Source organism: Micromonospora sp. NPDC049559, assembly GCF_040676675.1.
Taxonomy (GTDB): Bacteria; Actinomycetota; Actinomycetes; order Mycobacteriales; family Micromonosporaceae; genus JBFAPK01.
Genome location: NZ_JBFAPK010000008.1, coordinates 74,351 through 96,099 on the forward strand (window position 1 = coordinate 74,351; position 21,749 = coordinate 96,099).

The following is a 21,749-nucleotide window of genomic DNA, read 5'->3' on the forward strand; positions in this document are numbered from 1 at the left end:
GGCCTCGCGAGCCGCCGAGGGGCCTCGTTCCTCGCAGTTGCGCGATCACCCCGGTCACCGTCGGGGCGGCCCGATCATGCGGCATCGCTCGTCAGCGGGCGTCTTCCTCGTCGTCGTCCCACTCCTCCTCGGGCCCGTACCAGCCGTCGCCCCCCGGGAGGGCGCCGTCCCAGACCCCGTAGTAGTCGCAGGAGTTCATGTGCTCAGCGCCGGGCGGTACCGAACAGACCGGGCACCTGTCGTTCCGGTCGTACGCGGCGTGCGCCCCCGGCGTGTTGCCCGGTCCGTTCCACTGCATGCGATCCTCCGAACCGCGCCCTGCCGTCGCCGCCCCGGGCCACGGTCGCTCGACGTCGCGGTCGATCGACCCGTCTCGAAGCCGCGTCCACGCTAGAGGGTCCGCCCGGTCCTGTCCACGACCGCCCGGAATCCGCGGCCGCTCGCGCGGATCCGAGAACGGGACTCCGGGGATCAATCACCCCGGAACGGGCCCTGGGGGTCAGTCACCCCCGGCGACGTAGGTGGCGATGATCGCGCCGGTGCCGGTCACCCGGCTGTCGGTCAACCGCAGCGGACGGTGTGCGGCGTCGTCGGGGAAGAGGCGCTTACCGCCACCCAGCACCAGCGGGTCGATCATCAACCGGAGCTCGTCCACCAGGTCCAGCGCCAACAGGCTCCGGACGAGCCCAGGGCTGCCGACGACGTGCAGGTCCTTGCCCTCCTCGGCCTTCAGAGCGCGCACGGCCGCGCCGATGTCGCCGCGCAGCAGCGTGGAGTTCTGCCAGCGGAGCGGCTCCGCGAGGCTCGTCGAGGCGACGTACTTCGGCAACGAGTTCAGCGGGTCGGCGAGCACCCGCTGCTCCTCCGGCGCGGTCGGCCAGTGGGCGGCGAAGATCTCGTACGTGCCGCGTCCCAGCAGGTAGCCGCCCGCGCCGCGCACGTTCTCGACCACCCAGCTCATGGACAGCTCGTCGAGGTAGCGGCTGTGCCAGCCACCGTGCCCGAAGCCGCCGGTCACATCCTCGTCGGCATAGCTGGGAGCCTGCACCACCCCGTCCAGCGTCATGAACTCGTCCGCGACTACCTTCCGCATCCCGGCCTCCTACCGGTCGTCACCCGCCCCCGCGTCCATGGCGCGGATGGGCCCTGTCACCGGCTGGGACGGAGCCGGGCCCCCGTCTTCGACATCACCCGCGCAGTGTTCGGAGCCGGCGATCACCGGGCCGGCTCCCAACTGGGTGAACTTCGTTCGATGCCACGGGTGACCGGTCACGTGTGCGGTGAACCAGCAGCCGGCGCGGGCCCTGGTCACCAGAACGCCGGCGGCCTACGCGACGGCGCGGGGAGAGCCCGGCTCGGCCGTGCCCGTGATCGCTCGCGGGTCCCGGTCCCGCAGGGCCCAGCGGCGGGCCAGGACGACCGCGCCGGTGACCGCGGCGACGACGAGCGCGACCTCGGCGAGCACCACCGGCCCGGAGTCGCTGTAGCCGGTGGACCGGGCGAAACCGATCGTGATCGGCGTGACGACCACGCCGGCCAGCGGCAGGAGCAGGCTCATGGCGTTTCCGGTGGACCGGGCCCCGGGCAGGTCGCGCAGGTGTACCCGGACCGCGGCGACCGCGCCGACGACGACGACGACCGCGGCGGCGCCGCCGTAGTAGAGCAGGACCGCCAGGAGTATCGGCACCTCGACGTCGCGGGGCAGGTCGACCAGCCGGACCATCGCGGGGTAGACCGCCAGCAGGACGAGGTAGCCCAGCGCGGCCCCCAGCAGGGCGCCGACGAGCGCGGTGCGGAGCACCCGCCCGTATGCGCGGGGGGTCCGGCGGACGCCGGCCTCGTCGGCGAGCCGCCTCGCCAGCCCGCGTACGTCGCCGCCGAGCAGCTGTGCCGGCGTGATGCCGTCGGCGGCGGCCGATTCCAGTTCGGACCGCAGGTCGGCCGCGAGCGTGGCGGCGTCGCTGCGGTGTACGCCGTACGCCCGCCACTCTGCTTCGGCGGTCGCGATGGCGTCGTCAATGGTGTCCACGGTCAACTCCTCGGGCTGTCGGGGACGGAGTCGGTGAGAGTGCTGTCGACGGTGCCGACGAAGTGCGTCCACTGCTGCCGCCAGGCGCGCAGGCGGGCGTGGCCGGCGTCGGTGAGCGTGTAGACCTTGCGCGCCGGCCCGCTGGGGCTGGCCTGCATCTCGTCGGCGACCAGGCCCAGGCGTCGCATCCGGGTCAGCAGCGGGTAGATCGTGCCGTAGCCGACCGGCTGGAAGCCGGCGGCGTCGAACCGGTGGACCAGTTCGTAGCCGTGTGCCGGCTCCTTGGCCAGCAGCGCGAGCAGGCACATGTCGAGCACCCCGCGGAGCAGCTGGGTCTGCCGGTCGCCGTCTCCGGCGGCGTCCGCCGTCCCGGTCACTGTCATGCGACGCATAATAGTGGCCACTATTATGCGTCGTCAAATAGTGGCGCCGCTACCCGTCCCGCCGGCGAACAAACCCGGCCGGCCGCTACCCGTTCCGCCGGTGGGCAAACCCGGCCGGCCGGTACCGCTGGCGCGGATCCCGTCCGCATGCCCGGCGGTCCTGCGGGCAATCCAGGGGTACGCCTATCCGTCAGCGAGGTGAGCAGATGAGCGCGAGCAGACGAACCGACGACGGCGGGCCGCCTCCCGGCTCGGGTCCCGGTGGTCGCCCCGAGGGTGACCCGTCCATCGAGCCGGCCGGGCCGGAGGGGGTCGGGCCGTACGGCTGGGGCGGCCGGGAGGACCGGGACGCGCCCTGGGGGGTCGACCAGGACAACCCGCTGGACGAGGGGAGCGAGCCGACGGCGGTACCGGAGGGGCGCCGGGGCGAGCGCCGCGCCGGCCAGCCCGGTCTCGGCCCGCACGAGCCGATCGGCTCGGTGGAGCCGACCCGCTACCAGGAGGCCGGTCCCGGCGCGCCCCCTGATCCCGCACCGCGCCGACGGACCTTCCCGAACGACCGTCCGGTCGAGGACCGGCCCGACAACTCGATCGAGCGGGAGACGAGTTTCCGCCCCGAGGGAGCGGCCCGACGGGGCGGCGGCAGCGGCCGGTAGTCCGGCCCGGGGAGCCGTCGCACCCCGCCGACCGGGTACCGAAAAGCGCCCCTGTCGGCATTCTTACGTTGGTCGATCAACCTCGGCCGACCCGGTTAGGCTGTCCGGACCCCGATCCTCGACGAGATCAGGAACAATGTGGGCCCTTCGCGACACCATCCCGGCCGGCACCGCTCCGCGGGTGGTCCCGCGCCCTGCTCCGCGTGAGGCGGGCCGGCACGAGCGGATCCTCGCCCTGCAACGCGCCGCCGGGAACCGGGCGACGGTCGCCGCGCTGGCCGGCCGCGACACGGCCCGCACCGGCGGCGGCGTCCTCGTGCTTCAGCGCGGCGGGACCGGGCTGGCCGGCGAGAAGGTGTCGAAGAAGTACGCCAAGACGGTGCGGGGCGGCTTCGACAGGTGGGCCGGACTCAGCCTCAACGAGCGGATGAGCATGCTGCTGGAACCGGCGATCGCCGCGCTCGCCGCCGCCGGTGTACCGCGCGCGCCCGGGGTCATCGATCCGACGCGCAAGATGACCGGCACCGCCGAGCACGCCGCCTTCAACCGGGGCCTCTGGCAGGTGTGGTTCAACCCCGACTTCCTGACGGGCCCGGTCACGCCGGAGGAGTTCGGCCGCTGCGCCAACACCGCGTACCACGAGTGCCGGCACGCCGAGCAGGTCTTCCGGGTGGCGCGCAAGCTGGCCGGCGAGGGGAAGGGGGCGGACGTCATCGCGGCGGCGATCCAGATCCCGCTCAACATCGCCAAGGAGGCCGTGACCAGGCCGCTGAAGGCGAAGGAAAAGGCCGAGTGGGCGGAGGCCGAGCGGTGGCAGCTCAACATCGAGGTGGGGCACGACGGGCAGTCGCCGGCGGACCTCGTCAACGCGCGGAAGGACCAGGCCCTCATCGACTACCACCAGGCGCGGTCGATGTGGCGGGCCTGGCAGAAGGTGTTCGACAACGCTCCCACGGCCGATCCGCAGCTGCGCAACTACTTCGACAGCGAACTGCTGAAGCCGGGCGGTGCCGCGCGGATGAAGCAGCTGACGGAGGGGTTGCAGGACAGGTACGTCCGAACCCGGGAGCTTGCCAAGCAGGCCTATCTGCAGTACGCCAAGATGCCGGTCGAGGAGGACGCCTGGGCCACGGGAGGCATGATCGAGCGGCATCTGAACCTGAAGCCGGCCACGGCCGAGGCCGAACTGGACAACCTCGACCTCGACGAGCGGACCATGACGCCCATCGCGCAGCCGGGGCTGGACAACGCGCAGCCGGATCTGGGCGGTCCGGAACTCGACCTGTCGAACCTGAGCGCGCAGGAGCAGATTCTCCTGGCGGCGATGAAGAAGGCCTTCGACGGGTGACGACGCCCCGGCCGGCGAACCGGCCGGAACGGACCGCCTGCCTAAGCGGTCGGAACGGAGCGCTCGCGAAGCGGCCGGGGTGGGCACCGCAGCTGCGGTGCCCACCCCGGCCGTCGTCCGACCGTTCGCTCCGACTCAGGCGACGAGCGAGCGCAGCGGGATGCCCGCCGCGCGCAGGGCGCGTACCAGGTCGCCGAGGAACGGGTGCTCGTCGGCCGACAACCCCTGCGGGTTCGGGATGGTCAGGTACGCCGAGCCGTCCGCCACCGCGCTGCGGGCGTCGCCGGTGTACGCGCGGACGACCGCCTCGGTCCGGGCCAGGTCGCTCGCCGCGACCTGGATCCGGATCGGCCGCCAGTCGCCGCCGAGGTTCTCGGCCACCGGTGCCGTCGCCGCGGCGGCCCGCGCCGGGTCGACGGTACGGGCGTTCGGGGCGAGGCTGGCGTTCACCCCGGCGGCGGTACCGGCCGGTGCCAGCAGCGCGTTGGCGACGAGCTGCAAGCCGCTCTCGTTGTACGCCCGGAAGAGCGGGTTGAAGGCGAAGAGCACGGCGTGGCCGGCCCCCGTGGGCTCGTCGACCAGCGCCACGGTGCCGCGCAGCGCGTCCACCTCGGCCGTGTACCCGTTGTGCCAGAAGGTGTCGTCGCTCGGGTAGCGCAACACGTTGATCCCGGTGCTGCTCGGCGTCAGGATCGAGTCGTCGTTGTTGAACTGGAAGTCCTCGGCGGGCCGGCCCGCCGCCACCGCGCTGCGGTGGTCCACGTCGACCCGGAAGTGCGAGCCGATCACCTCGTACCCGGTCGGCTTCGCCTTCTCGGTGGTGGAGGTGAGCCCGGCGGCCCGCGCCATCCGGGTGCCCTCGTTGCGCAGGCCGAGGTAGGTGTGCCCCTGGGCGATCCAATTGCGCAGGTTCGCCTGCCCGGCGGCGGTGAGCCCGCCGGTCGGGCTGCTGCCGTCCGGCACCAGGAGCACGTCCCGGCCGGTGAAGGCCGGGGTGTTGTCGTTGATGTCGGCGGTGGTGACCGGCGCGAGGTCCAGCCCCCAGCGCTGGCCGAGGACGTAGCGGGCCTCACCGTACGAGCCGGCGGTGGTGGAGATGCCGGTACCGGCGAAGAGCCCGACGTCCGGGCGCCGCAGTGGGCTGCCGGCGGGCGCCTTCGCACTGGCCGACAGCGTCACCCCGCGTTCCCGAGCGGCCTGCTCGACGGCGCGGGTCAGGCCGGTCGCGGCCAGGCTGACCGTGTCGCCGTCCCGCACCAGCGGCACGCCCTGCCCGAGCAGCTGGAAGGTCAGCTCGGCCGCCGCGGCCGAGTCCAGCGGGTACGTGTACGAGCCGCGCCGGGGCGCCGATCCCGCCCGGCCGCCGTCGATCGCCTTCACCCGCTCGGCCTTCGGGGCGAGCGCGTCGCCGGTGTAGACGGTGTCGACGCCCATCAGCAGCGGGTTGCTCCAGGAGGAGACGTCGTAGAAGTACGGGAACGGCACGTACGGGTCCTCGCCCATGATCGCCTGGATCCAGTGCTTCTGCGGCTGGTCCATCGGGATCCAGTACGCCCCCGCCGGTACGGTCAGGTCGCGCGCCGAGCGACCGCCGAAGATCCGCGCGTTCGGTACCTTCAGCGGCCTGGTGAGCCGGTAGACCTCGACGTCCATGCCGCGCAGCCGCTCGACCAGCCGCCGCACGTCGCCGAGCTGCCGGTTCGGCAGCAGGAAGTACGAGCGGATGCTGACCGGCGGCACCGGGAACTGGACGGTGTTGGTCGGCTGGACCACCTCGTTCGGTTCGAGCGCGCCGGCGCGCCCCTCCGCGAGCGCGTCCTTCCAGATCTTGTAGTAGCCGCCCAGCACCTCGCGCCGGTTGGCGGCGGCCCAGCCGAGCGTGGCCCACTGGGTGTTGAACTGCTGCTGCACCCGGTCCTGTACCGCCGACGAGCTGCCCTTCTCGAAGGTCATGCCGGCGGCGCCGAAGCCGGTGGAGGGCACGGTGTCGCCGTAGCCCATGTAGAACATGTCGTAGGTGTCGTAGTTGAAGTAGCACTCGGCCGTGACCGTCTCGGTGCAGGCGCCGTTGTAGCCGAACCCGGCCTTGTTCGCCGCGCCGATCCGGTTGATCCAGTCCACCACCTCGCCGGAGATCTCGTGGTGGATCGGGTCGGCGTTCGGCGGGAAGAAGTACTGCCGGCCGCCCATCTCGTGCGCGTCGACGTAGACCTGCGGAGGGTACTGCCGGAGCAGGTCGATCTTGTCGTCCGTCTCCTGCTGAGTACGGGCGAACCAGTCGCGGTTGAGGTCGAAGCCGAACTCGTTCTGCCGCCGGGTGGCATCGCGCCCGTCCGGGTTCTGCGTCGGCACGATCACGGTGACCAGGTTGTCGTTGCGCCGCCGTACCTCGCAGTTCAGGCCGCTGGCCAGCTCGTACAGGGTCTTCAGGGCGGCGTCGGCGCCGCTCTTCTCCCCGCCGTGGACGTTGCCGGTGACCCAGACGATGGCCGGGCCGTCGGCGGCGATCCTGGCGGCCTGCCGGTCCGAGATGCGGCGCGGGTCGCGCAGCGAGCGGACCTGGTCGGCGATCTTCCGCAGCTCGCCGCGGCCGAGGTGCCGGCCGTCGGAGACGATCGCGTACGGCAGCTCCTGGCCCCGCACGCTCACCCCCATGACCCCGCTGACCACCCGGTCGGAGGCGGCGTCGACGGCCGACAGGTAGCCGCGGATCTCGTCGTTGGTGACCACGCGCTGCTGGCCGGTGCCGAGCGGGAAGCCGAGGAACGACTCCGGGCTCGGCACCGAGGCGAGCCGGGCGGCCGGATCGGTGCCGCACGGTGCGGGCGCGCCGTGTCCCGGCGTACCGTGCGCCTGCGCGGCCGTGCCGCCCAGCAGCGGCAGCGCCGAGGCGAGTACGGCGAGCGCGGTGACCCGCGCGAGTCTTCTTCGGGGGACGGGCGGTGTGACGGTGGATCCCAGCGTTCCCATGTTCGTTCCTCGTGCCTTTCGGTGGGCCTCGTGCCTTTCGGCGGGCAGGGCGGGGAAGGCGGAGACCGGATGCTATGGCCTGCGGATCAATACAGTCAAGATCTTGATACTGTGCCGGAGTCGCTGGTGACGGCCGGTGCCGCGCGTGGACCCCGACTTGAAGGTGACCAATGGGTCACCTATTTTGGAGGGGTGGCTGATGACGACCGCGTCTTCAAGGCGCTCGCCGACCCGACCCGGCGGTTCCTGCTCGACCTGCTCTTCGCCCGCGACGGGCGTACCCTCACCGAGCTGGAGTCCGAGCTGGAGATGACCCGGTTCGGGGTCATGAAGCACCTTCGAGTGCTGGAGGAGGCCGGGCTCGTCGTCACCCGGCGCTCCGGCCGGGAGAAGTTGCACTACCTGAACCCGGTGCCGATCCGACTGATCCACGACCGGTGGATCGACAAGTACACCGAGCACCACGCCGCCACCCTCGCCGACCTCAAGACCGACCTGGAGCGCGAGCCCTGAACTCACGGGATCGACGATCCCATGGGATTGACGAACCCTGGCGATCCGCCAAGACTCGTGCCACCGGCGTGATCGTCTTCGCGCAGTGGCGTACCGGGACGAGCACGCGTCCACCACCCCCGAAGGGATCTCTCATGCGGAGTTCTCGCCTCGGGCGTACGGGCCGCGCGGCGGCGCTGCTCGCGCTGCCCGTCGCCCTCGCGCTCGGCGCACCCCCGGTCCTCGCCGGACCGTCCACCCAGGCCGGTCAGGTCACCCCCGACCGCCTGCCCAGCACCGCCCAGGACGGCGTCGCGCTGATGCGGATCGTGGTGCCCGACCAGGCCGCGGTCGACCGGCTCAACGACATGGGCGTCGACCTCGTCGAGTACAAGAAGCCCGTCGCCGGCGGTCTGGAGGTGCACGCGGTCCTCAGCCCGCAGGAGTCGCAGCAGTTGCGGGCGCTCGGCATCGACGTCCGCGATCCGATCGCCGACCAGCGTGACTACGCGGCCGGTCAGGCCGAGCGCCGCGCCGCCATCGCCGAGAACGCGGTCGACGCGGCGGAGACGGACACCCTCACCCCGCTGCGCGCGGAGTCGTTCACCAGCATCGACAAGCAGCGCTTTCTCTCCGTCGAGGTCAAGTCGAGCGCGGGCGACGCGGAGACGGTGCTGACCGCTACCTGGGACGCGGGCCGCGGCACCGCACCGGACTCCGGCGGTACCGCGACGCTCGCCCGGTTCACCGACGCCGGGCAGTACATGTACCACCGCTTCGACGAGCCGCTGGCCGTCGACGCGCGCCCCACGAAGGTCACCATCACCAGCAGCCGCGGCGGCTCGGTCACCGTACCGGTCACCGAGTGGCTGGGTGAGCCGCGCAAGTCACCCAACCCGCACTACGTCTCCGACTTCGTCGACCACTACATGGACCCGACCGAGGTGACCGACCGGATCACCTCGCTGGCCCGGCAGTTCCCGAGGATCGCCCAGGTCATCGACCTGCCGTACCAGACCAACGGCTACCGCCGCGCCGCGCAGGCCCAGTTCGGCACCGCCCCCGCGAGCACCCTCTACGTCACCTCCAAGGCGTACGGGTCCGAGGGCGGCAACGACGTCAGCGTCGCGCTGACGCAGCCGGCGGCGGCCGGGGCGCCGCTGACGGTCTCGGTCGCCGGCAAGGCCGTCACGGTCAACCTCGCCACCGACGCGGCCGGCGCGGTCAGCAGCACGGCCGCGCAGGTGGTGGCCGCGCTCAACGCCGAGCCGGCGGCCGCGGCGCTGCTGACCGCCGCCACGTACCGGGGCAACGCCGGCACGGGCGCGGTCGCGGCGGCACCGGCGACCCGGCTGAGCGACAACCTCAAGGCCCCCGAGAGCGTGTCGCGCAAGCCGTTCCAGATGAAGGCGCTGCGGATCGGCAAGAAGCGGGACGGCTCGAAGGTCGGCGTCTTCCTCTACTGCCAGGAGCACGCCCGGGAGTGGGTGACCCCGCTGGTCTGCGTGGAGACCGCCGAGCGGCTGCTGCGCAACTACGCCCGGGACCCGAAGACCCGCAAGCTCGTCGACGACCTGGACATCTTCATCCTGCCCACGGTCAACCCGGACGGCGCGCACTACAGCTTCTACGACTACAACATGCAGCGCAAGAACATGACCAACTACTGCGCCGCCTCCGCCGCCGACCCCGCCTCGCGCAACTCCTGGGGCGTGGACCTGAACCGCAACTTCTCCGTCGGCTCCCTCTTCGACGGCTACAGCGGCGCCTCGACGAGCTGCACCAGCGGCACCTTCGCCGGCCCGGCCGAGCTCTCCGAGCCGGAGGCACGCAACGAGGTCTGGCTGACCGAGCGGTACCCGAACATCAAGTTCGCCATGAACACCCACTCGTACGGTGGGTACTTCATGTGGCCGCCGGGGGCGTACAAGGCGGACGGCCGGCAGCTGCTGCCCCGGGCCGACTTCGGTACCGAGAACTACTTCTGGAGCGCCTCGGACCACATCCTCGAGGCGGTCAAGTCCTGGCGCGGTACGGCGATCTGGCCCGGCCGCACCGGGCCGGTGCCGGACGTGCTGTACTCGGCGGCCGGCAACAGCGCCGACGAGCACTGGTACAACCGGGGCATCATCGGCTGGGACTTCGAGGTCGGCGCCGACCTCTACGACCAGGCGACCAAGCAGTTCCAGCCGGTCGGCTTCCAGCCGCCGTTCGCCGAGGGGCACGAGGAGGCGATGGAGTTCGCCAGCGGCCAGATCGGCATCCTCGAAGTGGCCCGGGCCTTCGCGGGTGACCGGGACCGGCCCGACTCGAAGCTGAGGGTCACCGCCCGCACCGACACCTCCACCACCTTCACCTTCACCGAGGACGAGCCGGCCAACATCTACTACACCCTCGACGGCAGCCGGCCGACGCTGAACTCGCCGAAGCTCACCTCGGCGGGCATGCGGGAGGGGGCGCAGCAGCTCACCGTCGACCGGACCACGACCGTACGCTGGTTCGCCGTCGACATCGCCGGAAACATCGAGAACAACTACCGGCCCGACGGCCGGCACGACAACTACAACCGCGAGCAGGTGCGGGTCGGCGGACGCCACTGACCCGCGTACCACGGTCGGCCGCCGGACCCGCGCGGGCCCGGCGGCCGACCCGTCTCCGCCGACCCGGTGACCGGCCCGGGGGCGGCGAATTCGCGTTGCGGGCGGTCCGGGCCCCGACGTAGGGTCCTGGCCTTGTGCACAGGGTGATCGAGGCTGCCGTTCCGGCCCGGCTGGGCAAGAGTTTCCGCTGGCTACTGGCCTCGTCCTGGGCCACCAACCTGGGCGACGGCGTGGCGGCGGCGGCCGGCCCGCTGCTGGTGGCCGCCCTCACCGACGACGCGTTCCTGGTGTCGCTGGCCGCGCTGCTGCGGTGGGCGCCGCCGCTCTGCTTCGGCCTCTACGCGGGCGCGCTCTCCGACCGGCTCGACCGGCGGCGGATCGTGATCGTCGCCAACGCCGTACGGGCGGTGGTGCTGGCCCTGCTGGTAGCCGGACTGCTGGTGGGCCGGGTCGGCGCGGTCGAGGCGCTGGTCGCGCTGGGGCTGCTGGCCACCGCCGAGGTCTTCGCCGACAACACCGCCGCCACGCTGACCCCGATGCTGGTGCGCCGGGACGACCTGTCGCTCGCCAACGCCCGGTTGCAGACCGGGTTCATCACCCTCAACCAGCTCGTCGGCCCACCGCTCGGCGCGGTGCTCTTCGCCGCGGGCACGGTGTCGCCGTTCGTGGCCGAGGCGGTGCTGGTGCTGGCCGGCATGTTCCTGGTGTCCCGGGTGATCCTGCCGGCGCACGGCCGCGACCCGGACGCGCGGGGCGGCCTGTGGCGCGACATCGCGGAGGGGTTCCGCTGGACGGTACGGCACCCGGCCGTACGCACCCTCTCCCTGACCATCCTGATCTTCAACTTCACCTTCGGCGCGGCCTGGTCGGTCCTGGTGCTCTACGCCCGGGAACGGCTCGGCCTGGGGGCCGTCGGGTTCGGGCTGCTCACCACGATCGGAGCGGTCGGCGGCCTGCTCGGCACCGCGCTCTACGGCCGGCTCACCGCGCGGGTCAGCCTGGGCAACGTGATGCGGGCCGGCCTGGTCATCGAGACCTTCACCCACCTGGGGCTCGCGCTGACCACCTCGGCCTGGCTCGCCTCGGCGATCATGTTCGTCTTCGGCGCGCACGCGTTCATCTGGGGCACCACCTCGACCACCGTGCGGCAACGGGCGGTCCCCACCCACCTCCAGGGGCGGGTGAACAGCCTCAACACCATCAGCACCTTCGGCGGCCTGGTCGTGGGCTCGGCCATCGGCGGCACCCTGGCCACCCACTACGGGGTCGTCGCGCCGTTCTGGTTCGCCTTCGTCGGCTCGGCCGTCTTCGTCCTGCTGCTCTGGCGGGAACTGGCCCGGATCGCCCACGCCGACGAGCAGCGGCCCGCACCGGCACCGGTGCCCAGCGCATAGGCCGGGCGGTCGCGGGGCACGCCGGTGCCAGGGTAGCCGCCGGGCGACGGGCCGGTCGGCTCCTGCGTACCCTTGCCGGCATGCGGCACTGCGACGAGTGCGGGTTCGACTATCCGAGTGTTCCGGCGGGAGCGCTGCCCGAGCGGCTGCGCGGGTTCGGGGCGCGGTACGCCGCGGCGCTGGACGCGGCCCGGCACCCGCGCCGCCGCCCGGCCGAGGGGGTCTGGTCACCGCTGGAGTACGCCTGCCACTTCCGCGACGTGCTCCGGGTGCAGGGCGAGCGGCTCGCGCTGGCCCTGCGGGAGACCGAGCCGGAGTTCCTCCCGATGGGGCGCGACGAACGCGCGGTCGCGGAGGCATACAACGAGCAGGACCCGGCGGTGGTCCTCGTCGAACTGGCCGGGGCGGCCCGGGAACTGGCGGACGGGTTCGGCGCCCTGGACCCGGCCGAGCTGGCCCGTACCGGCGTGTACCCGTGGCCGCGGCGCGAGGTGCGGACGGTGCTGTGGCTGGGCCGGCACACCGTCCACGAGGGAGAGCACCACCTGATGGACATCGGCCGGGCGGGGTAGCCGGGCGCGCCCGAACGTCGTGGCCCGAGGCGTCCGGCGAGGCCGCGCCCACCCGGGGGAGCGGACCGGCGGCGCCGGCGGGCGACGGTCGATCGGGCCGGCGGTGCGGTCGGGCCGGCGGGGCCGGCGGTCAGTCGGTCAGTCGGGGCGATGGTCGAGGTAGCCGGCGTGCACCGGGCACCGGGCGCAGCGGGAGCGGTCGCAGAGCCGGCAGAGCCGGGCCAGGCTCCGCTCGTCGCGTGCCCGGGGGCGGAGCACCGCCCGCGTGATCTCCGCGAGCCGGTCGCGTTGCTCGGCGTCGAGGGGTTCGAGCAACTCGGCCAGGGCCCGCTGCCGGGCCGCGAGGATCCGGGCGGCCGCCGCCGTACCGTCCGGCGTGAGGTGCAGCGCCCGGCTGCGCGCGTCCGCGCCGGCGCGCCGCTCGACCCAACCGAGCGCCAGCAGCCGGCGTACCAGGTGGGCGGTGCCGGGCTGGGAGATCTCCAGCACCCGGCCGAGCCACTCGGCGGTGACGCCGGGCTGGTCCTTCAGCACGACGACGGCCTCGGCGAGCGTCCCGCCGTGGCCCGCCGGGCCGGTCACGGCGGCGCGCATCCGTTCGCCGACGGCGAGGGCCAGCGCCCCGAGCAGGTTCGCCGCGTCGTCCGCGGGTAGATTCATAACTTGTGAATCTACCTCGCCGTGCCCTCGCCGCCATCGGCCTGATGAACCTCGCGCAGCTTCCGGTCGCGATGCGGCAGCTGCTGGTCGTCCTGATCGGACACGAGAACACGGGGAGCTTCGCCACCGCCGGGATCGCCAGCGCGGCCTGCGGCATCGGGCTGGCGCTCACCGCCCCGGTCGCCGGTCGGCTGCTGGCCCGGCTGGGGGACCGGCCGGTGCTGCTCGCCACCGGGTTCGCGCACCTTGCCGCGCTGGTCGGACTCGCCCTCGCCACCGAACCGGCCGTCTTCGTGCTGCTCGCCGCGGCCGCGGGCCTCACCACCCCGCCCGCGCTGAGCAGCGGCCGGTCCCTGCTGCCGGTCCTGGTGCCCGGGCCGGCCCTGACCCGGGCGTACGCCGTCAACGCCATCGGGCAGGAGATCCTCTACGTCGGAGGCCCGCTCGCGGTGACGCTGAGCCTCACGCTGACCGGACCGAGCGGCGCCCTGCTCGCCTTCGGCGCCATCGGCACGACCGCGCTGGTCGTCAACGCCGCGCTCGTACCCGGGCGCGCGCCCGCCGCCACCGACGCCCCCGGGCCCGGACCCCGTACCGGCCGCCCCGCCTTCCGGACGCTGGTCGCCGTGCACTTCGCGTACATGATCGCCATCGGCGCGATGTGGGTGCTGGTGCCCGCGTTCGCGGCCGGCGCCGGGCACCCGGACCAGGCCGGTCTGCTCATCACCCTCTGGTCGGTGGGAAGCCTGGCCGGCGGGCTGCTGCTGGCCGCGCGGGGCCGCCGGGGCGCCCTGGCCACCGGCTACCTGGTGCTGCTCGGGGCGCTGGCCGGCACCTCCCTCGGGCTGCTGCTGCCCCGTACCGTGCCGCAGCTCGCCGTGGCGATCACGATCTTCGGGCTGGCGTTGGCGCCGTGGCTGGCGGTGACCGACGAGCTGATGGCCCGGGCCACACCCCCGCCGCACACCGCCGCCGCCTTCGGCTGGTTGCAGACCGCCGGGCAGCTCGGCGTGGCGATCGGCGCGGGCATCAGCGGCCGGATCCACGACCGGTACGGCGCGAACGCGGCGTTCCTGCTGGTCTCCGGCGCGCTGCTGACCGCCTTCGGGCTGGCGTTGTACCGTCGCCGGTGGCTGCGTACCGTGACCGACCCGGCCCAGCCGCCGACCGTGCCCGCGCCGGCCGAGCCCGTCGGCCGCTGACCGGCCCGACCCGCGCCCCGGCCGCCGGGGTCACCCCGCGAGGTGACCCCAACGGTCGGCCAACTCGGCCCACGTGCCCCGGGCCACCGCCGTACCGCCGACCAGCACCACCACCAGGTCGGCCTGGGCCAGCGCCGCCCGCTTGGAGGTCGAGCCGATCACCGTCACGCCGTGCTCGCGCAGCGCCCGCCACAGGTCCAGCTCCGTGGTGACGTCGAGCGCCGAGGAGACGTCGTCGGCGATCAGCAGCTCGGTACGCGGCGCCAGCGCCCGGGCCAGGGCGAGGCGTTGCAGCTGCCCACCGGAGAGCCGGGTGCCCTTGTGCCCGATCAGCAGGCCCAGCCCGCCGCCGCTGGCCGCCAGGTCGTGCTCCAGCTGCGCGGTCGCGACCGCGCTGGCCGCGTCCACGTCGTGCCCGAGCCGGATGTTGTCGGAGATCGTCCCGGAGAGCACCCGGGGGAGCTGGGCGACGTACCCGACCTGGTTCGGCCGCAGGAACAGCTCCGGTTCGGTGATCGGCTGGCCGTTCCAGCGCAGCGCCCCGCTGTGGTGGACGATCCCGGCGAGCGCCCGCAGCAGCGAGGACTTGCCGGCGCCGACCGGCCCGACCACGAGCACCAGCTGACCGCGCTCCACGGTCAGGTCGACGTTACGTACCCCGATCGTGCCGTCCTCGTGCACGGCGCCGAACCCGGCCAGCTCCAGCCGGTGCAGCGCGTGCCGTGGCGCCGCGTCGGGGGTCGGCGCGGTACCCGCCGACAAATCCACCCCCGGCACCGGCGCCGAGTACGCCCCGACGCCGGACATGGCGACCGTACGCCGGGTCCAGACTCGGGCCGAGGGGAGCTGCGACACCAGCGACGCCGTGGTCCAGGCGAAGAAGCGGGCCGCGCCGAGCGTCGCCACCGCCACCAGGGTCGCCGCCGCCGACAGGCCGCCGGCCAGGTACAGCGCCCAGACCGCGATCGGCAGCAGCCCGGCGGCGAGCGACGGGGTCGACCGGGACCAGACCATCATCTTGATCTCCCGCCGCTGGCGGTCGCTGCGTACCCGGTCGAGCCGGGCCAGGTGCGCCAGCACCGGGCGGGTCGCCCCGGCCAGCTTGACCGTACGGGCCGACGAGAGCGACGAGACCAGCGCCGTGGCGAACGCGGCGCGGGCCGCGACCGTCTTGCGCGCCGAGCGCGCGAGCCGGGGCCCGAACAGGGTCGCGGCCAGGCCCGAGACAAGCATCGTGCCGGCGAAGAAGAGCGCCGGTACGACCGACCCCGAGACCGCGGTCATCCCGACGAGGATGACCAGGCACATGAACTGGTCGATCAGGTTGTCGGCGAGCACCACCACCCGCTCGGTGTCGCCGCCCTGCGCGACCACCTCGGCCGGCGTGTGCGCGCTGACCCGGCGCGGCCCGGTCTGCCCGTGCACCAGGCGAAGGCTGATCCGCAGCATCTGCCGGACCCACCACTCCGGGAACCAGGTGCCCGTGTAGTACGGCAGCGGCAGCGCCACCAGCAGCCCGAACACGATCCCGGCGGTCGGCCAGAAGAGGCCGCCGCGGCCGTCCACCAGCTCGGCCCAGAGCCAGGCCAGCAGCGAGCCGTCCAGGCTGAGCAGGGACATGACGGAGAAGACCGCCACCGCGCCGAGGCCCCACCGGGGGTCGTTCACGGCGAGCCGGAACACCTCCCGCATGGTCCGCGCGGGGGGTGGCTCGGGCAGCGACGGCGGGTCCGCCCTGACCGCCACGGTCAGGTCACCGTCCGCCCGCGCCGCCGGCAGCGCCCCGCCGTCGTGTGCCCGGCCGTCGTGGGTACGGTCCGCCGGGTGGGCGCCGCCCTCCCCGTGGCCCGCCGGCCCGGGTACGAGCACCCCGCCGCCGGCCAGCGCCGCGCCGTCGCCACCGGCCGTGGAGCCGGTGCCGCCCGGTTCGAGCGTCTCCGGCTCCGGCCAGGCCGTCGCCAGGTCCGGTTCGGCCAGGGCGAGGGCGTCCGGGTCGGCCACGGCGAGCCCGCCGCCGGTACCGCGCTCGATGCTGCCCGGCGCCGCGCCCCGTGCCTCGGCCCGGCCCGGTACGCCGGCCCCGATCGGCGTACCGCCGACCGCGGCGCCACTCGTCGCGGTGCCGCCGACCGTCGTGCCGGTCGTCACCGCGGCGCCGGTCGGCGCGGTGTCGGTGACGAGCGTGCCGGTCGCCGTCGCCGTCGTCGTGGCGTCGCCGTCCGGCGTACCCGCCTCGACGGCCGTGCGGCCCTGGCTGGTGGCGAGCAGCCGCGCGAACCGGCGCGACTCGCGCAGCGGACCTGCCTCCAGCACCGCGCCGTCGGCCAGCACCACGACTTCGTCGCAGCGCCGCACCGACGAGAGCCGGTGCGCGATGACGATGCCGATCCGGTCGCGCAGCAGCCGTTCGGTGGCCCGCTGTACCCGGGACTCGGTGACCGGGTCCAGTCGCGCGGTCGCCTCGTCGAGGATCACCACGTGCGGGTCGCGTACCAGGATCCGGGCGAACGCGACGAGCTGTTCCTGCCCGGCGCTCAGCACGTGCCCGCCGTCGCCGAGCCGGGTCTCCAGCCCCTCCGGCAGACTCGCCACCCAGGACTCCAGCCCCAGTTCCCGTACCGCGCGGGCGGCCGGTTCGAGCAGCTCCGGATCGAACAGGGCGATGTTCTCGGCGAGCGTGCCGGCGAGGATCTCGGTGCGCTGCGGCACGACGGCGACCCAGCGGCGCAGCCCTTCGAGGTCGACGTCGACCAGGTCCGTGCCGCCGAGGAAGACCGCGCCGCGCGGCACGTCGACGGCGCGGGTGAGGATCTTGGCGAGGGTGGACTTGCCGGAGCCGGTCCGCCCGATCAGCGCGTACGAGCGACCCCGGGCGAAGGTCAGGCTCACGTCCCGCAGGGCCGCCCGGCGCCCGCCCTCGGGATCGTGGGTGGAGTAGGCGAAGGTGAGGTTCCGGACGAGCAGGTCCCCGTCGGTGGGGTCCGCCCCGCCGGAGGGCTCCTGCCGGGCGCCGCGCAGCAGCTGCACCCGGGCCCAGGCGCCGAGGGCGTACTGCAGCTCCGGCAGCATCCGGCTGAGCCCCTCGACCGTGGCGCCGAAGGCGAGGACGAGCAGCCAGACCGCGGTGAGCCGGGCCCCGTCGATCCGGCCGGTGGCCAGCGCCCAGACCCCGCCGACCACCACCGCCGCGATCCCGGCCCGCATCACCCCGGTGGCGGTGGTGGTGATCGAGGCCGACATCGCCCAGACCCGGCGGCCCCGCGCCAGCACCTCGCTGGCCCGGCGGGCATAGAGCTTCAACACGTACGGCCGGGCCAGGCTGGTACGCACGTCGTCCTGCCCGTGGATGGCCTCCTCCATCACCGCGGCGAGGTCGGACCAGGACTCCTCCTCGGCCATCCGGGCCGGGCCGATCTTCCTGGTCCGGCCGGCCAGCCCGACGGCGAGCAGCCCGGCCAGCAACAGCATCCCCACCCCGGCCGGCCACCAGAGCGCGAGCGCGATGGCGATCGAGAGCACGCCCATGGTCAGCGACTGGGCGATCCGTACGCCGTGGCCGCGCAACTCGGAGGCGACCTGGTACACGTCGTTGTCGATCCGGTCGAGCAGTTCGCCGACCGGCGTGGTCTCCAGCGTCGGCAGGTCCTGCCCGAGGGCGACCCGGCAGAGCCGCCGCCGCACGTCGGCGGACCAGTCGGCGGTCAGCCCGGCGGTGATCAGGCCGACCGCGAGGTCCGTGAGGACGGCCGCGATCAGCGCGGCGGCCAGCGCCGCGAACATCACGAGCGAGCGGTGCACGAGCACCGCACCGGCCAGCGCGGCGGCGGCGGACTGGCCGGCCGCGCCCAGGGCGATCAGCCCGGCGACGGTCGCGGTGCGACGCGGCGAGGTGGTCCACAGGTCGTGGAGCAGACGCATGGGAGATCCCCCGGGCGTAGTGGGCGGGTCTCCACCCTCCCGTGGACGCCGGGATCGTTTCAACGCAATTACGGTACGTGCACCCCCGCGGGTGCCTCCGCGATCTAGGGCAAATCCTCGTGGATGGATCTCCATCCACGAGGATTTGCCCTAGATCGACGAGTGCTGGTCAGGCGAGGTACGCGCGCAGGTGCCGGGCGGTCAGCGACTCGCCGCGCTCGACCAGCTCGGCCGGCGTACCGGTGAAGACCACCCGGCCGCCGTCGTGCCCCGCGCCGGGGCCCAGGTCGACGATCCAGTCGGCGTGCGCCATCACGGCCTGGTGGTGCTCGATGACGATCACCGTGTTGCCGGCGTCGACCAGCCGGTCCAGCAGCCCGAGGAGCTGGTCCACGTCGGCGAGGTGCAGCCCGGTGGTGGGCTCGTCCAGCACGTAGGTCGCGGCCTTCTCGGCCATGTGGATGGCGAGCTTGAGCCGCTGCCGCTCGCCGCCGGAGAGCGTGGTGAGCGGCTGGCCGAGCCCGAGGTAGCCGAGCCCGACGTCGGCGAGCCGGTCGAGGATGACCCGGGCCTGACCCGACGGGAAGAAGTCCCGGGCCTCGGCGACCGACATCGCCAACACCTCGCTGATGTTCCGGCCGCGCAGCCGGTACGTGAGCACCTCGGGCGTGAACCGCCGGCCCTCGCACTGCTCGCAGACCGAGGCCACCCCGGCCATCATGGCCAGGTCGGTGTAGACCAGGCCGATCCCCTTGCAGTTCGGGCAGGCGCCCTCGGAGTTGGCGCTGAACAGTGCGGCCTTGACCCCGTTGGCCTTCGCGAAGGCGGTCCGGATCGGGTCCAGCAGGCCGGTGTAGGTGGCCGGGTTGCTGCGGCGGGAGCCGCGGATGGGCGACTGGTCGGCCACCACCACGCCGTCGCGGCGCGGCAGGCAGCCGTGGATCAGGGAGCTCTTGCCCGAGCCGGCGACCCCGGTGACCACGGTCAGTACGCCCAGCGGGATGTCCACGTCGACGTCCCGGAGGTTGTGCAGGTTGGCGCCCCGGATCGGGAGCTGCCCGGTGGGCTGCCGGAACCGCTCCCGCAGCCGGATCCGGTGGTCCAGGTACCGCCCGGTCAGCGTCCCCGAGGCGCGCAGCCCGGCGACGTCGCCGGCGAAGCAGAGCTGGCCGCCGGCCGGTCCGGCGCCCGGACCGAGGTCGACCACGTGGTCGGCGATCTCGATGGTCTCGGGCTTGTGCTCGACCACCAGCACCGTGTTGCCCTTGTCCCGCAGCCGCAGCAGCAGGTCGTTCATCCGCTGGATGTCGTGCGGGTGCAGGCCGACCGTGGGCTCGTCGAAGACGTACGTGACGTCGGTGAGGCTGGAACCGAGGTGCCGGACCATCTTCACCCGCTGGGCCTCGCCGCCGGAGAGCGTGGCCGACTCGCGGTCCAGGCTCAGATAGCCGAGACCGATCTCGACCAGTGAGTCCAGCGTCTCCGACAGGGTGCTCACGAGCGGCTTCACCGACGGGTCGGTGATCCGGCGGACGAACTCGGCGAGGTCGCTGATCTGCATGGCCGAGCACTCGGCGATGTTCCTCCCGTCGATGCGGGCGGAGAGCGCGGCCGGGTTGAGCCGGGTGCCGGCGCACTCCGGGCACCGGGTGAAGGTGACCGCCCGGTCCACGAACGCCCGGACGTGCGGCTGCATCGACTCCCGGTCCTTGGCCAGGAAGGTCCGCCGCACCTTCACCACGAGCCCCTCGTACGTGGTGTTGATGCCGGACTGCTTGACCTTGGTGGCGGGCTTGTGCAGGAAGTCCTGCCACTGCTCCGGGGTGTAGTCGCGCAGCTTCACGTCCGGGTCGAAGAAGCCGGACTGGGCGATGACCTGCCAGTACCAGGAGCCGACCGCGAAGTTCGGTACCGTGATCGCGCCCTCGTTGAGCGAGCGGTCGACGTCCACGAGCTGGCCGACGTCGATGTCCGAGATCCGGCCGAGCCCCTCGCAGCGCGGGCACATCCCCTCGGCGCTGTTGAAGCTGAACGCGGTCGAGGTGCCGACGTGCGGGGTACCGACGCGGCTGAAGACGATCCGCAACATCGTGTACGCGTCGGTGGCGGTACCGACCGTGGAGCGGGAGTTGGCGCCCATCCGCTCCTGGTCCACCACGATGGCGGCGCTGAGGTTGCGCAGCGCGTCGACGTCGGGCCGGCCGAGGCTCGGCATGAACGACTGGATGAAGGCCGTGTAGGTCTCGTTGATCAGGCGCTGCGACTCGGCCGCGATCGTGCCGAAGACCAGGGAGGACTTCCCCGATCCGGAGACCCCGGTGAAGACCGTGAGCCGGCGCTTCGGTATGTCGAGCGAGACGTTGGCGAGGTTGTTCTCCCGGGCGCCGCGCACCTCGATCACGTCGTGACTGTCCGCCGCGGACCACCGTCCGGTAGCCATGTTTCCCCCGATCTCCGTACAGCGTAAAGAGTTGGCGGGGTAAAGCTACCGCACGCCGCGCCGACTGCCGGGCCACGCCCGACCCGCCGGCCGCGGAGATTGGCCCCGGCGTACGCCCGGTCGTCAGCCCTGGCCCGAGCCCGGCTCGGAGAGCCTGCGGTGCAGCTGGGCCTTGACCTGGTCCGGCGTGATTTTCGAGGCTCCGGTCAGCAGGCGGTTCACCAGCGAACCGGCGACCACGTGGTCGCGCCCCTTCGCCAGCGCCTCGAAGCCCTGCCGGGCGACCTCGGCCGGGTCGTCCTTGCGGCCCGAGCCGGCCCGGGTGTCCAGCATGTCGGCCCGCTCGAAGAACCGCGTGTCGGTGACGCCCGGCATCAGCGCGGTCACGGTGACGCCGGTGTCCTTCAGCTCGTTGGCCAGCGCCTGCGAGAAGGACTGGAGGAAGGACTTGGAGGCGGCGTAGACGGCCTCGAACGGTCCGGGCTGCGCGGCGGCGATCGACGACGTGAACAGGATCCCGCCCGTACCGCGCTCGACCATCTCCTGCACGCAGCGCTTGGCCAGGTGCACCGCCGAGCGTACGTTCAGGTCGACGATGTTCAGCTCGGCCGCGAGGTCGGTACGGGCGAACGGGCCGCCCACGCCGACCCCGGCGTTGATCGCTACGGCGTCCAGCGGGCGGTTCAGCGAGCGGATCCGCTGGTACAGCCGCTCCACGCCGTCGTAGCTGGCCAGGTCCACCTGGACGGGCTCGACCCGGGCGCCCGACGCCGCGAGCGCGCGGGCGAGGTCGGTGATCCCGGCGTCCTCGGCCGCGACCACCACGTCGTAGCCGTGCTCGGCGAACTGCCGGGCGAGTTCGTAGCCGATGCCGCTGGAGGCACCGGTGATCGCGGCCAGCGGCCGGTCGGTCGGGTTCACCATGGGGCTCTCCTCTCCCGCTCCGCCCCTATGGGTGCCCCCTGTCGTGCCGCCCTAACACCGACCGGGCGGAATCTCCGCACCGACCGCCACCCGACCGGGTGGGACCGCGCCGGCCCGACCGGGCGCGGTCAGGCCACCACCCGGTCGGCGCCGCCCGCCGC

16 protein-coding genes are annotated in these 21,749 nt (G+C 73.3%); 7 read left to right on the forward strand and 9 right to left on the reverse strand.

Going from position 1 to position 21,749, the window contains the following annotated elements; translation table 11 throughout:
* Window positions 1-91 precede the first annotated feature (91 nt).
* The 4 genes from AB0J86_RS12340 to AB0J86_RS12355 all read right to left on the reverse strand — a co-directional run bounded on the left by AB0J86_RS12340 (window position 92) and on the right by AB0J86_RS12355 (window position 2,412).
* Window positions 92-298, reverse strand: a complete 207-nt coding sequence (locus tag AB0J86_RS12340; RefSeq protein ID WP_363856299.1) for a hypothetical protein — start codon at window positions 296-298, stop codon at window positions 92-94.
* 201 nt (window positions 299-499) lie between these two features.
* Window positions 500-1,093, reverse strand: a complete 594-nt coding sequence (locus AB0J86_RS12345; protein ID WP_363856301.1) for a dihydrofolate reductase family protein — start codon at window positions 1,091-1,093, stop codon at window positions 500-502.
* A 234-nt stretch (window positions 1,094-1,327) separates the two neighbouring features.
* A complete protein-coding gene (locus tag AB0J86_RS12350; RefSeq protein ID WP_363856302.1) occupies window positions 1,328-2,029 on the reverse strand; it encodes a hypothetical protein in 702 nt (233 codons plus the stop codon).
* A 2-nt stretch (window positions 2,030-2,031) separates the two neighbouring features.
* Window positions 2,032-2,412 (reverse strand): PadR family transcriptional regulator, encoded by a 381-nt coding sequence (locus AB0J86_RS12355; RefSeq protein ID WP_363856304.1) that lies wholly within the window; start codon window positions 2,410-2,412, stop codon window positions 2,032-2,034.
* 206 nt (window positions 2,413-2,618) lie between these two features.
* On the opposite strand from AB0J86_RS12355, the gene AB0J86_RS12360 reads away from it, so the two are divergent.
* Window positions 2,619-3,068, forward strand: coding sequence for a hypothetical protein (locus AB0J86_RS12360; RefSeq protein ID WP_363856305.1), 450 nt, complete (start codon window positions 2,619-2,621; stop codon window positions 3,066-3,068).
* Window positions 3,069-3,204: 136 nt separating this feature from the next.
* Window positions 3,205-4,416, forward strand: coding sequence for a hypothetical protein (locus tag AB0J86_RS12365; protein WP_363856307.1), 1,212 nt, complete (start codon window positions 3,205-3,207; stop codon window positions 4,414-4,416).
* Between the two features lie 135 nt (window positions 4,417-4,551).
* Here the strand turns inward: AB0J86_RS12365 and AB0J86_RS12370 are convergent, their stop codons facing one another.
* The gene (locus AB0J86_RS12370) at window positions 4,552-7,386 is read right to left on the reverse strand and encodes a M14 family zinc carboxypeptidase (RefSeq protein ID WP_363856308.1); all 2,835 of its coding nucleotides are present in this window, start codon (window positions 7,384-7,386) and stop codon (window positions 4,552-4,554) included.
* Window positions 7,387-7,578: 192 nt separating this feature from the next.
* On the opposite strand from AB0J86_RS12370, the gene AB0J86_RS12375 reads away from it, so the two are divergent.
* The 4 genes from AB0J86_RS12375 (at window position 7,579) to AB0J86_RS12390 (ending at window position 12,444) form a co-directional block, all read left to right on the forward strand.
* Window positions 7,579-7,899, forward strand: coding sequence for a metalloregulator ArsR/SmtB family transcription factor (locus AB0J86_RS12375; RefSeq protein WP_363856310.1), 321 nt, complete (start codon window positions 7,579-7,581; stop codon window positions 7,897-7,899).
* 134 nt (window positions 7,900-8,033) lie between these two features.
* Window positions 8,034-10,478: a M14 family zinc carboxypeptidase gene (locus AB0J86_RS12380; RefSeq protein ID WP_363856312.1), complete on the forward strand. Its 2,445-nt coding sequence runs from the start codon at window positions 8,034-8,036 to the stop codon at window positions 10,476-10,478.
* Between the two features lie 134 nt (window positions 10,479-10,612).
* The gene (locus AB0J86_RS12385) at window positions 10,613-11,872 is read left to right on the forward strand and encodes an MFS transporter (RefSeq protein WP_363856314.1); all 1,260 of its coding nucleotides are present in this window, start codon (window positions 10,613-10,615) and stop codon (window positions 11,870-11,872) included.
* Between the two features lie 80 nt (window positions 11,873-11,952).
* Window positions 11,953-12,444: a DinB family protein gene (locus AB0J86_RS12390; RefSeq protein ID WP_363856316.1), complete on the forward strand. Its 492-nt coding sequence runs from the start codon at window positions 11,953-11,955 to the stop codon at window positions 12,442-12,444.
* Window positions 12,445-12,582: 138 nt separating this feature from the next.
* Here the strand turns inward: AB0J86_RS12390 and AB0J86_RS12395 are convergent, their stop codons facing one another.
* Window positions 12,583-13,104, reverse strand: coding sequence for a MarR family winged helix-turn-helix transcriptional regulator (locus AB0J86_RS12395; protein ID WP_363856317.1), 522 nt, complete (start codon window positions 13,102-13,104; stop codon window positions 12,583-12,585).
* Between the two features lie 5 nt (window positions 13,105-13,109).
* Between AB0J86_RS12395 and AB0J86_RS12400 the strand changes: the two genes are divergently transcribed.
* Entirely contained in the window at window positions 13,110-14,306 is a 1,197-nt protein-coding gene (locus AB0J86_RS12400) for an MFS transporter (protein WP_363856319.1), read from the forward strand.
* Window positions 14,307-14,336: 30 nt separating this feature from the next.
* Here AB0J86_RS12400 and AB0J86_RS12405 read toward each other — a convergent pair whose 3' ends face one another.
* From AB0J86_RS12405 to AB0J86_RS12415, 3 genes are all read right to left on the reverse strand, one after another.
* Complete coding sequence (locus AB0J86_RS12405) at window positions 14,337-18,224, reverse strand: ABC transporter ATP-binding protein/permease (RefSeq protein WP_363856321.1); 3,888 nt, start codon at window positions 18,222-18,224, stop codon at window positions 14,337-14,339.
* Between the two features lie 169 nt (window positions 18,225-18,393).
* On the reverse strand, window positions 18,394-20,664 hold the full coding sequence (locus AB0J86_RS12410) for an excinuclease ABC subunit UvrA (protein WP_363856323.1): 2,271 nt from the start codon (window positions 20,662-20,664) through the stop codon (window positions 18,394-18,396).
* A 123-nt stretch (window positions 20,665-20,787) separates the two neighbouring features.
* Window positions 20,788-21,588: an SDR family NAD(P)-dependent oxidoreductase gene (locus AB0J86_RS12415; protein ID WP_363856325.1), complete on the reverse strand. Its 801-nt coding sequence runs from the start codon at window positions 21,586-21,588 to the stop codon at window positions 20,788-20,790.
* Window positions 21,589-21,749: the final 161 nt, after the last annotated feature.

Bases quoted from the DNA above. Each gene is read 5' to 3' on its own strand.
- AB0J86_RS12340 (WP_363856299.1), bottom strand. From the start codon at position 298: ATGCAGTGGAACGGACCGGGCAACACGCCGGGGGCGCACGCCGCGTAC.
- AB0J86_RS12345 (WP_363856301.1), bottom strand. From the start codon at position 1,093: ATGCGGAAGGTAGTCGCGGACGAGTTCATGACGCTGGACGGGGTGGTG.
- AB0J86_RS12355 (WP_363856304.1), bottom strand. From the start codon at position 2,412: ATGACAGTGACCGGGACGGCGGACGCCGCCGGAGACGGCGACCGGCAG.
- AB0J86_RS12360 (WP_363856305.1), top strand. From the start codon at position 2,619: ATGAGCGCGAGCAGACGAACCGACGACGGCGGGCCGCCTCCCGGCTCG.
- AB0J86_RS12365 (WP_363856307.1), top strand. From the start codon at position 3,205: ATGTGGGCCCTTCGCGACACCATCCCGGCCGGCACCGCTCCGCGGGTG.
- AB0J86_RS12370 (WP_363856308.1), bottom strand. From the start codon at position 7,386: ATGGGAACGCTGGGATCCACCGTCACACCGCCCGTCCCCCGAAGAAGA.
- AB0J86_RS12380 (WP_363856312.1), top strand. From the start codon at position 8,034: ATGCGGAGTTCTCGCCTCGGGCGTACGGGCCGCGCGGCGGCGCTGCTC.
- AB0J86_RS12390 (WP_363856316.1), top strand. From the start codon at position 11,953: ATGCGGCACTGCGACGAGTGCGGGTTCGACTATCCGAGTGTTCCGGCG.
- AB0J86_RS12395 (WP_363856317.1), bottom strand. From the start codon at position 13,104: ATGAATCTACCCGCGGACGACGCGGCGAACCTGCTCGGGGCGCTGGCC.
- AB0J86_RS12405 (WP_363856321.1), bottom strand. From the start codon at position 18,224: ATGCGTCTGCTCCACGACCTGTGGACCACCTCGCCGCGTCGCACCGCG.
- AB0J86_RS12410 (WP_363856323.1), bottom strand. From the start codon at position 20,664: ATGGCTACCGGACGGTGGTCCGCGGCGGACAGTCACGACGTGATCGAG.
- AB0J86_RS12415 (WP_363856325.1), bottom strand. From the start codon at position 21,588: ATGGTGAACCCGACCGACCGGCCGCTGGCCGCGATCACCGGTGCCTCC.